This window comes from Ruminococcus champanellensis 18P13 = JCM 17042, assembly GCF_000210095.1.
GTDB lineage: Bacteria > Bacillota > Clostridia > Oscillospirales > Ruminococcaceae > Ruminococcus_F > Ruminococcus_F champanellensis.
In genome coordinates this window covers 2538434-2549160 of the sequence record NC_021039.1, presented here as the reverse complement: position 1 = coordinate 2549160, position 10727 = coordinate 2538434, and the positions used below count along the sequence as shown (strand labels likewise).

Genomic DNA, 10727 nt, shown 5'->3' with positions numbered 1-10727 from the left:
AGTCACGCACATCTCCCCAAGATATCGGTAAAACGCTCCTGCGTGACCCAAGCACGCAGACCATAAGGAAACCCACAACAGGAAACGGTCACAAAAAGCATAACGGCAAGGAACAAGTGCAGCACGCAGAGCATCAAAAACGGGAGCGGAACAGGTAAGCACAAAAAAGACAGGGCGGGCGGCGGGTCAGAACTGCACCGCCGTTACCATCCAATTCCAGGTATCCCGATCCACCGCACCGGTCTGGGGCAGATCCGCCGCCTGCTGCACGCCCCGGATGGCGTTGGTGGTGGCTGCGTTAAAGCTGCCGTTGATCGCCACCGGTGCCAGGTTGTCGTACCGGCTGCCGATGTCGTTGAGCATGGCCTGCACAATGTACACCAGGGTGCCGCTGTCCCCCTCCCGGAGCACATACCCGGCGGAGGGAAATACGTTCAGGGCATCCGGCTCGGCGGTCTGCTTCCGGTATGCCCGCACAATGGCGTCCCAGGTGGCACGATTCACCTCCCCGGTGGCAGGCAGATTGTAGATCTTCTGGAACGCCTGCACCGCACTGACCGTTCGTGGCCCGTAGATCCCGTCCGGGGTCACGGTAGGGATCCGGGCGTCCTGGGTGGCGAGTATGTACAGATAGCTCTGGATCTCGTGGATGTGGCTGCGCTTCTGGGCTTCGGTATAAGGCATAGTTTCTCCCTCTCTTATTTAATAGTATAACCCGGATGCTGATAGGGTCGCTTGTCGTAGCCGAACCGATGCTCGGAATAGACCCGTGCCAGCTCATCCCAGGTAATGGGGCCGATCAGACCGTTTTCCTCCAGACCCATGAGCCGCTGGAATGCCAGTACGGCGCTCCGGGTCACCGGGCCGAAATAGCCCGTATTGTTCACCGCCGGAATCTGGGGATACACCCCGTGCAGGAAGTTCAGGTACTCCTGTGCGATCCGGACGGCTTCACTGGTGGTGCCCTCCTTCAGCACCGTGCCAGGATAAATCGCTATCACATTCTCTCCGGTGGCTGGCAGATCCGCCACGATCCCCAGATAAGCGTCCGTTAGCTGGTTCCAGGTGGCACGGTTGATGATCCCGGTCTGGGGCAGACCAAAAACCTGCTGGAAGGAGCGGACGGAGGCGGCAGTCTGATCCCCGTAATATCCGGTGATCTCTACCGGCTGTACCTGCTCATAGTAGGCGCCCACCACTGCCAGATAATACTGCACCAGCTTCACCTGCATGCTTTCCATGCCCGGCCGCAGATCCTCCGTATACTGCTTTTGCACGTTCTCAAACTGCTCTCCTTCGGAAGAAAGCTCCGCCAGCTTTTTGACGCTGTTGTAGATGTACTCGATCCTGTACCAGGTGGACTGATCCACCACCCCGGTGGCAGGCAGGGAGAAGATCCGCTGAAATTCCTCCACCGCCGCAGCTGTTGGGGTGCCGAACACGCCGTCCGTGTCCGGGATCACCGGGATTGCCGGGTAATTTTGTGCGATCCGCCGAAGCCGGATCTGGATGGCACGCACATCGTCGCTGCTGTCCCCCTCCTGCAGGGGGCGCTCCGGATAGGAGGGCACGTTGGGGGCGATGGGGGCGTCCTGCACGATCTCCAGATTATCCCCGTAGTAATAGGTCAGGATCTCGTAGGGGGTGAACCCCTGCTTTGCCAGATCCACCGTGCCCCACTGGGACAGCCCCTCACAGGTAACGGTGGTGCCATTGCAGAAGGCGGCGAACAAAGGTTCTACATTCCCCCGCCGCCGCAGGTAGCTGTTGAACAGCTCATCCACCAGCACGCTTACCGGCTGGAAGATCTCTCTGCCGTTGACGAACGCCTGGTCAAACTGGGTGGAATTGGTGATGTCGAAGTCATACCCTCTGCTCCGGTACCACTCGGTGTAGATCCGGTTCAGAGCAAAGCTGACGGCGGCGTAGATATTCGCCCGCATGGAATTTTCCGGCCAGGTGGGGTAGATCTCGCTGGAGATCACGTTCTTGATGTAATCCGGAAAGGATACGGTCACGTTGGGGGCATTGGAATCCGGCGTGCCCAGATGTACCGTGATCTGCTCCGGGATAAAGGGTGTTCCGTCCATGGCTGCCTCCTAATAAACAGGTTCTTGGTTGTAGTAGGTGATATCTCCCGTTCCGGCGGCTTCGCTTGCCGACAGAGGGATCAGCAGGAAATCCTGCATGGAGGCGATCCCGGCAAAAATGGGGATATCCACGCTTTGCTCCGTCCGGTAGCCATCTGCCTGCACCCTGGCGCTGTACTTGGAAAAGGGCACCTGCTTGCCATTGGGATCCCCCATGGGGGCAGGCAGTACCAGGGGGCGGATCTCTCCGTTTTCGTCGGTTTTCAGAATGCCGATCAGGTCAGTGCCGGATGGGGTATCCTCCGTGATGGTGACGGCGGCATCCTCCACCGGTATGGCGCTGTCGGCGGTGCGCACGGTAATGAGCAATGTGCCCGTACCCTGGGGCAGGGGTTCTTCTCCCACCCGCACCAGTGCCTCCGCCGTCACCGCCTCCGGGAATGCGGGGGCATGGGAGGGAGGCATACCGGTGCCGGACAGCACCACCTCCGGGGGCAGGGAATTTCCCGTCCAGCCCAGAGGAGTATTATCCGGCGTAACCGGCTCCGGCGGCGGGGGCAGGGGCATCTCCGGCTCCGGTTCAGGCATGGGAAGGGGGAGTTGTGGTACGGACGGGGCAGTTTCTGCCGGATGGGTCTGCATGGGGGGCGGCTCCGGGGTGATCCGTGGCATGGGTGGGGCATCCGGCGGCGCAGGAACCGGGGGCGCAGGCTGCCGGGCATAGAGTCGGAACAGCTCCTCCCGGTATTTCCGGGCGGCGGCTTCAAATTCTTCCTTGTTCATGTGGATTCCCTCCTATCGTTAGATGGTGTTCCTTCCACTATATGCACCTCATTCTGTCCCATATGCAAATTGACACGGAAAACGGAATGTGCTATAATCAAAATGTATATCCAAAAAAGAAAACAGGAGGACAACAATATGAACAAGCGGATCTCCGGCTACCGTCAGTCGGAAACCATGCAGGGGACGATATCCGCCCGGACGCCGGAAAGCCCGGTGCTCCAGTGCCTGCTCTTTCTGGGGGTATTCCTGGTGGCGATGCTGGTGGAAAGCGCACCTCCCACTGTGCTGGCCTTTCCGTATATGATGGCGCAGTTGCTGATATCCCATGTGGATCTGAGCGACAGCGCAGCGGTGATGGCGTTTTCTACCAGCTTTACCCTGCCGGGCTGGCTGGTGGCGATGCAACTGTTCTGCACCGGTCTTGCCACTCTGCTTACGGTGGTGTACTGTACGGATGTGGAGCGTCGCCCCCTCCGCTCCCTTGGCTTTGCCCGGAAAAACGCCCTGCGGGATTATCTGACGGGCGCTGCCCTGGGTGTGGGCATGATCGGAGGCGCTGTGCTGGTGGGGGTATCCACCGGGTCGCTGGAGTATGCCGGCTCCTCCCTCCGTGGAAACGGGGGCGTTTTCTTCCTGCTGCTGCTGGGCTGGATGGTGCAGGGCATGAGCGAGGAGGTCGTGTTCCGGGGCTTCTTCTGCAACAGTCTGGTGCGCAAATGCAATCCCCATGTGGCAGCCCTCATCAGCGGCATCGCCTTTGCCCTTGCCCATATGGCGAACAACGGCAAGACCCTGCTGGCGATCCCCAATCTGATCCTGTTCGGCATGTTCGCCGCTTATTATATGTATCGGTTCGACAGCCTGTGGGGCATCTGCGCACTGCATAGCTTCTGGAACTTTGCCCAGGGGAACCTGTTCGGCATCAAGGTCAGCGGCATGTCCCTGGACGTGACCGCCCTCCGGTTCGTATCCAAGGAGGGCAGGGAGCTGATCCACGGGGGACTGTTCGGTCTGGAGGGCGGCGTGGGAGTCACCATCATGCTGCTCATCGGCATCGGTCTGCTGCTGTTTACGGGAGAGCAGGCAGAAAAAAGAAAAGTGTAAAGTTTACTTGACATCCTCCGCTGGCTGTGGTATACTATTTATATCACAGAACAGCGGAGGTGTGCTATGAAACGGGAACAGATCCTGGAACGATCCCGCCGGGAAGGACTGGACGAGCGGGAACAGCAAATTTATCTGGACGCTTATAATTTTTCCGGCAGCGTGTGTGTGGGGCTGTGCCTTCTGCTGACGGTGGGGAGCATCCTCCGGTCGGAGAGCTTCTATCCCTACAGCATTCTGGTGTTCGCCGCCATTGCCTCCTCCTTCCTGTACCGCTTTGTGCGCCTGCGCAAGGTTTCTTTTTTGGGATGGGGGCTTGCGGCTCTGGTGCTGGCGTTGGTCAGCGGCGTGCTGTACCTGACCGGATGGGGGGAAGCATGGAGGAACTGATCCTGCAAAACCGGCTGCGGCATGCCCGGTCTCAGCGGCATTTGTCCCAGGGGGAGCTTGCCCAGCTTGTGGGGGTATCCCGACAGACCATCTGCTCCATTGAAAATCACCAGTTCTGCCCCAGTGCAAGACTGGCGCTGCTGCTGTGCATCGCTCTGGAGCAGCCCTTTGAAACCCTGTTTTATTTTGAAGATCCGGAACAGCCGGAGGCTTGATAGGAAGGATAAACACATGAAAGAGATCATACTTGCAAAATACGGCGAAATGGCGCTGAAGGGACTGAACAAGAACGGCTTTGAGGATATCCTCCTCAAGAACATCCGCCGGCGGCTCAAGCCCCTGGGCAGCTTTACCTACGCCAAGGCACAGTCCACCATCTACATCACCCCGGCGGAGGAGGATGTGCTGGAGGACGCCATGGAACGGCTGGGGAAGGTGTTCGGCATCGCCGCCCTGTGCCGGGCGCTGGTGTGCGAAAAGCGCTTTGACTCCGTGGCGGAGCGTGCGCCGGAATACCTGGAGGAGGTGCTGTCCGGTGCCCGTACCTTTAAGGTGGAGGCAAAGCGGTCGGACAAGGCGTTTCCCATGAAATCCCCGGAGATCTGCCGGGAGCTGGGAGGCATCCTGCTGGACAAGTTCCCCCATCTGACCGTGGACGTGAACCATCCGGAGGTGATCGTTACGGTGGAGATCCGGGACACCAATGCCTATGTGCATGCGGATCGCCGTCCCGGTGCCGGGGGTTTGCCGGTGGGCAGCTCCGGTCGGGCGTTGCTGTTGCTGTCCGGGGGCATCGACAGCCCGGTGGCAGGGTATATGATGGCGAAGCGGGGCATCTGCGTCAGCGCCATTCATTTTATCAGCCCTCCTTACACCTCCGAGCGTGCCCTGCTGAAGGTGGAAACCCTGGCGGAGAAGATCGTGCCCTACTGCGGCTCCATGGCGTTCTTCTGTGTGCCCTTTACCAAAATCCAGGAAACCATTAAGGATCAGTGCCCGGAGGAGCTGTTCACCGTTATCATGCGGCGGCTTATGATGGAGGTGGCACAGCAGATCGCAGACCGGGAAGGGTGCCTTGCCCTCATTACCGGGGAAAGCGTGGGGCAGGTGGCAAGTCAGACCATGCAGGCGCTTTGCGCAACGGATGCGGTGTGCCGGATGCCTGTGTTCCGTCCCCTGATCGGCATGGACAAGACGGAGATCATTGCCATTTCCAGGAAGATCGACACCTACGACACCTCCATCGAACCCTACGAGGACTGCTGCACCGTATTCACCCCCCGGCACCCCAAGGTGCGTCCCCGTCTGGAGGATGTGGAACGGGCACAGGGGGCATTCGACTTTACGGAGCTGGTTACAGAGGCTGTAACCAATACGACCATGAAGATCATTCGTACAGATTTTTGATCTAGCTTATTTACGAATAGATCATAATTAACGCTTATTTATTGGTGGTTCTATGAAAAACTGGGCTGAGGAATACGAAAATATCGGACATTCTCATGAAATATTCACGCAAAATCTTGACAGAACGGTTACAAATGTAGTACAATTATTGATGCTGAAAGCGATGACCATTTCGACAGCGGAAAGCTGTACGGGTGGGTTGCTTTCGGAATTGATTACTTCTGTACCAGGTGCATCGCAGGTTTTTGAACTTGGGGTTTGTACCTATTCCAACAGGATCAAGCAGACGCTGTTAAACGTTCCGGAGGGAATGCTTGCACAGTACGGCCCGGTCAGCAGACAGGTTGCCCTTGCAATGGTGCGTGGATTGAAAGAAAAATCCGGCGCAGACCTTTGCATTTCCGTGACCGGCCTTGCAGGACCCGGAGGCGGTACCCCGGAGCAGCCCGTAGGAACCGTTTATGTAGGCTTCGCGTTTGGAAGCACGGAGTGGGTGTCCGGCTTGCGACTGTGGGAATTGGACGCAATCAACAGGAACAGCATACGGCGGCACACAGCCCTATGCGCATTCGGAATCGCAGAGCACATATTGGCGGAGGTTGGTAATCAATGAGCAACAAGGATGAAGAACTGTTAGAGAGCATCCTTCGAGAAACGGAAGGTCGGCATGCACAGCGTCCGGTACAGCAGCCTGCGGAGCAGTCCCGGGAGCAGTACGGTGCGGAGCCCGCTTCGGCATCAGAGCCGGGCGGCACGTTTTCGGACGGTACAGAACAAGTACAGCCGGCGGAGCAGTCCGCTGCATCCGCCCAGCAGCAGGAATCCTCCCAGACGCAAACGGAGGAACCAGCAGAGCAGGCGGTGTCTGAGGCGGAAGCGTTGGAGCCGCAGCCGGAAATGACCGGAACGGCAAAGCAGGAGGCTGCACAGGAGGCTGTGCCCGAAGCGAAGCCGGATGCGCAAACCGCGCAAACGGATCAGCCGAGGACCGACAAAAAAACCAAGGCGCAGGGTGCGCCGAATAAAACCAAACCCAAGCGCAAGAAATTTTCCTATAAGGACGTTCTGCGGGGCTTGTTCCCGTGGAAAGGCGACAGCGGCCTGGAGGTCACCCGGAAGATCGTGTTTCTGATCTCGGTGATCGCATTCAGCGTGTGTCTGGAACTGATTTCCTCCTATTATTGGGGGCTGCACCAGAGCAAGAAGCTGTATGATCAGCTCCAGCGGGAGATTGAACAGATCTCCCTGGACACCGTAGATCCCACCAAGATTCAGCAGGGATCGGTGTCGGAGACCATGGAACTGAGTGAGCTGGGCGAAAGGCTGTTGGCTCAGAACGCCGACGCGGTAGGCTATATCAGCATTCCCGGCACAAAGGTAAACTATCCCATCGTGCAGAGACGCAGTGATGATGGAAATGACTATTACCTTTACAGAAACTTCAACGGAGAGCATTCTGATGCCGGCGTACTCTACCTGGACTACCGCAACAACTTTGATCGGGTGGAAAACGGAAAGCGTGTGTGTGACAATTCCACGAATCTGGTTGTGTACGGGCATAATATGGACAATTTGTCGATGTTCGGTTCTTTGAAGAACTACAGGAACGACTGGGGTTATTATTCAAAGCATCCCCTCATCACACTTTGCTCCAATTATCAGACCTATACCTACAAGATTTTCGGGTTTTTCATCATCGACGCTGAGGACGAATCCGAAACAAAGTTTGATTGCTGGAACACTCTGAATTTTTCATCAGAAGAGGAGTTCTACGACTACGTGAATAACGTAAAGCGGCGTGCCCTCCAGACCAACGGAGTGGACGTCCAGTACGGGGACCAATTGCTTACCCTGTTCACCTGCAGCGGCATTTTTGACGAGGCACGGCTGATCGTGATGGCAAGAATGGTTCGCCCGGACGAGGATCCTTATGCAGGGACCCAGGAAAGCCAGCAGAATCCCAACGTTCTCTGGCCGACCATTTATTATCGGTGGAACAAGAACAATTACGATCCCGACGCCGAGTTTGTTCCCTACGGCCCAGTCACCACCACCGGTGACGACAACGAGCCGGCGGAAACAACGGAGGAAGCAGACGAGTAGATCCCCAGGGCACGGACGAGAGTGCCCGGAGATCCAAAGAAACCCGACTCCCGGCAGAGGGGGCAGATTTCAGCAAACACAAAAGCAACGACCGGACGCATTTTGCACATGAGCGTTCACGTTTTCAAAACGGACAGCTTTGTGAATGCGGCGCAAAATGAAGGCAATTTGTGAATGGAGGAACGTACTATCGACTGAGTTTATTTCAATCCCCGCTTCCAACATCTTGGGGGAAATTTAATCCGATGATTTCATCGGCGAGATGGAGATTTATATGCAAGTTCGAAAACGAATTAAAAGTGTCGCAGCGGCGCTTGCATTGCTGTTCAGCTATGCAACAGTGGCTGCAGTGCCGGCAACGGGTGCAACGGCTGCGGAACAAACACTTGAACTTCAGAACACGTGCTCTGTGGAGGAATATGAAGTAACAAACTGGTGGAAGGCTGAGCTGTCGGACTATGACGCAAGCCTGACGCCCGTGAGCTATGAATGGACCGATACCGACGAAACGGTTACGGACGATGACATTGAAAATAAAAATGTTGACCAGAGTGAGCGGAGAGATCCCCCTCAGGCAGCAGAGCTGGGCGCAGCAAATCCGGATCCGGGCAGTTTTGTGATTACCACATACGGCTACGGTCACGGGGTTGGCATGAGCCAGAACGGCGCCAACTATTACGCAAGCTACGCAGGAATGAATTATCAGCAGATCCTGGAGCATTATTATCCGGGTACCAGCCTGATCAACACCGAGACGGCAGGTTCCGAAACCATTACGGTGGCTGGTGCCAGCGGCAGCGTACTGGATCTGGTTTCCCAGGTCGTGTACAACGAAGTCGGCAGCACCATGAACCCGGAGGCTATGAAGGCACAGGCGGTTGCAGCCTACACCTACATCAAGTACTACGGCAACAACGGTCATGACCTGCGGCGCAAGGCCAATCCTCCGGCAAACGTCATCAGTGCGGTGGAATCCGTGCTGGGCGAGGCGCTGACCTATAACGGCGCTTACGCATTGACTACCTTCTACGCTTCTTCCGGCGGATCCTCCGCCTCCTGCTCTGATGTATTTGCAGCAGATATCCCGTATCTGAGAAGTGTGGATTCCGAATACGACGCAGCCTGCGATCCCTACTACGGGCTTCGGCAGAGCTACTCCGCAGAAGAAATGAGAAAGCTTCTGGAAAATGCCCTGGGCATTCAGCTTTCCGAGGATCCTTCCAATTGGATCAGCTTCACCACCGGAGAGGGCGGTTATGTTTCCTTTGTAAACATTGACGGCCAGGTAAACATCAAGGGCAACCGGTTCCGCACCATGCTGGGACTGAGATCTCCCAAGATGGAATGCGTCTACGGCGAATAATTCTGAAAACGCAGAGGGCATGATGCCTTCTGCGTTTTTCATTGTCTTGCTTTTTTGTTTCCGTTGTGGTATGCTGAAACAAAAGGAGGGATTTCCATGCGTGCATATGATCTGATTATGAAAACCCGGCGGGGGGAGCCGTTGACCGGGGCGGAGATCCGCTTTCTGGTCAGCGGCTGCGTGTCCGGGGACATTCCGGACTATCAGCTTTCCGCCTGGCTGATGGCGGTGTGCTTTCAGTCCCTGACCCCGGCGGAGACCCTGGAGCTGACCCTTGCCATGCGGGATTCCGGAGACCGGATGGATCTGTCCGGGATCCACGGCACCACAGCCGACAAGCACAGCACCGGCGGGGTGGGGGATAAGACTACGCTGATCCTGGCGCCGGTGGTTGCCGCATGCGGCGGCTATGTGCCGAAAATGTCCGGCAGGGGGCTGGGCCACACCGGAGGCACCATCGACAAGCTGGAGAGCATTCCGGGCTTTTCCACCGCCATTCCCTACGACCGGTTCATTGACACGGTGAACCGGGCAGGCTGCGCCGTGGTGGCACAGAGCGGCCATCTGGTGCCGGCGGACAAGAAGCTGTATGCTCTGCGGGATCTGACCGCTACGGTGGACAGCATCCCCCTGATCTGCGCCAGCATCATGAGCAAGAAGCTTGCCATGGGGGCGGACTGCATCCTGCTGGACGTAAAAACCGGCAGCGGCGCCTTTATGAAAACGGAGCAGGAGGCGGTGCAGCTGGGGGAGGCTATGGTGCGCACCGCAAAGCTTGCCGGGAAGCGATGCCGGGCGGTGGTGACGGATATGGATATGCCCCTGGGCAGTGCCGTGGGCAACGCCATCGAGGTGGCGGAGGCCATTTCCGTCTTGCAGGGACAGCGGCACACGGCACTGGGAAAACTGAGCCTGACTTTGGCTGCCCACATGCTCACCATGTGCGGCAGGGGCACCCTGGAGCAGTGCCTGGCAGCGGCGGAGCAGGCAGTGGATTCCGGCACCGCACTGGAGCGGTTTGCCTGGATGCTGCAATGCCAGGGGGGCGATCCGGCAGTGGCGGAGCATCCGGAGCGGCTGCCCCAACCGGCAAACAGCTTGACGGTGACGGCGGATCGGGCAGGGTATCTGACCCGGATCGCCAGCGAGGAGATCGGTCTTGCGGCTATGGAGCTGGGGGCAGGCAGGCGGAAGGCGGAGGATGTGCTGGATCCCACCGCCGGGCTGAAGCTGCACTGTGCAGTGGGGGATCCGGTGACGCCGGGTATGCCCCTTGCCACGCTGTATGCCACGGGCGTGACGGATTTTTCCGCCGCTGCCGTCCGGGTGCGTGGGGCAATGCCCATCGGGGAGGCGCAGCCCCGGGTGCAGCCCTTGCTGCGGCAGGTGATCGATACGGAGGGGACAGCCGGATAGGCTGCCTTCTTTTTTGGGTTGGTGACCTGTTCCTTTTGTGCGTTTTTTTATAATCTGCGTGCTATTTC

11 protein-coding genes are annotated in these 10727 nt (G+C 57.7%); 8 read left to right on the top strand and 3 right to left on the bottom strand.

Features of this window, described 5'->3' with window-relative positions:
• Positions 1–186: 186 nt before the first annotated feature.
• The 3 genes from RUM_RS11670 to RUM_RS12265 are packed head-to-tail and all read right to left on the bottom strand — an operon-like array spanning position 187 to position 2873.
• Positions 187–684, bottom strand: a complete 498-nt coding sequence (locus RUM_RS11670) for a peptidoglycan-binding domain-containing protein (RefSeq protein ID WP_015559292.1) — start codon at positions 682–684, stop codon at positions 187–189.
• Positions 685–698: 14 nt separating this feature from the next.
• Complete coding sequence (locus tag RUM_RS11665; protein WP_015559291.1) at positions 699–2090, bottom strand: peptidoglycan-binding domain-containing protein; 1392 nt, start codon at positions 2088–2090, stop codon at positions 699–701.
• 9 nt (positions 2091–2099) lie between these two features.
• On the bottom strand, positions 2100–2873 hold the full coding sequence (locus RUM_RS12265; RefSeq protein ID WP_015559290.1) for a hypothetical protein: 774 nt from the start codon (positions 2871–2873) through the stop codon (positions 2100–2102).
• Between the two features lie 138 nt (positions 2874–3011).
• Here RUM_RS12265 and RUM_RS12260 point away from each other — a divergent pair, with 138 nt between their 5' ends.
• The 8 genes from RUM_RS12260 to RUM_RS11620 all read left to right on the top strand — a co-directional run bounded on the left by RUM_RS12260 (position 3012) and on the right by RUM_RS11620 (position 10659).
• A complete protein-coding gene (locus RUM_RS12260; RefSeq protein ID WP_015559289.1) occupies positions 3012–3980 on the top strand; it encodes a CPBP family intramembrane glutamic endopeptidase in 969 nt (322 codons plus the stop codon).
• A 66-nt stretch (positions 3981–4046) separates the two neighbouring features.
• Positions 4047–4370, top strand: a complete 324-nt coding sequence (locus tag RUM_RS11650) for a DUF6442 family protein (RefSeq protein WP_015559288.1) — start codon at positions 4047–4049, stop codon at positions 4368–4370.
• The gene (locus RUM_RS11645; RefSeq protein ID WP_015559287.1) at positions 4358–4585 is read left to right on the top strand and encodes a helix-turn-helix transcriptional regulator; all 228 of its coding nucleotides are present in this window, start codon (positions 4358–4360) and stop codon (positions 4583–4585) included. The genes RUM_RS11650 and RUM_RS11645 overlap by 13 nt, the downstream gene beginning before the upstream one ends.
• 16 nt (positions 4586–4601) lie before the next feature.
• The gene (thiI, locus tag RUM_RS11640) at positions 4602–5777 is read left to right on the top strand and encodes a tRNA uracil 4-sulfurtransferase ThiI (protein ID WP_015559286.1); all 1176 of its coding nucleotides are present in this window, start codon (positions 4602–4604) and stop codon (positions 5775–5777) included.
• A 52-nt stretch (positions 5778–5829) separates the two neighbouring features.
• Positions 5830–6390 (top strand): CinA family protein, encoded by a 561-nt coding sequence (locus tag RUM_RS11635; protein WP_015559285.1) that lies wholly within the window; start codon positions 5830–5832, stop codon positions 6388–6390.
• Positions 6387–7880 (top strand): class B sortase, encoded by a 1494-nt coding sequence (locus tag RUM_RS11630; RefSeq protein ID WP_015559284.1) that lies wholly within the window; start codon positions 6387–6389, stop codon positions 7878–7880. The genes RUM_RS11635 and RUM_RS11630 overlap by 4 nt, the downstream gene beginning before the upstream one ends.
• A gap of 274 nt (positions 7881–8154) precedes the next feature.
• Positions 8155–9243, top strand: a complete 1089-nt coding sequence (locus RUM_RS13285; RefSeq protein ID WP_049775553.1) for a SpoIID/LytB domain-containing protein — start codon at positions 8155–8157, stop codon at positions 9241–9243.
• A 96-nt stretch (positions 9244–9339) separates the two neighbouring features.
• Positions 9340–10659 carry a thymidine phosphorylase gene (locus tag RUM_RS11620; RefSeq protein WP_015559283.1) on the top strand — a complete coding sequence of 440 codons (1320 nt, stop codon included), beginning with the start codon at positions 9340–9342 and terminating at the stop codon, positions 10657–10659.
• The last annotated feature ends 68 nt before the right edge of the window (positions 10660–10727 follow it).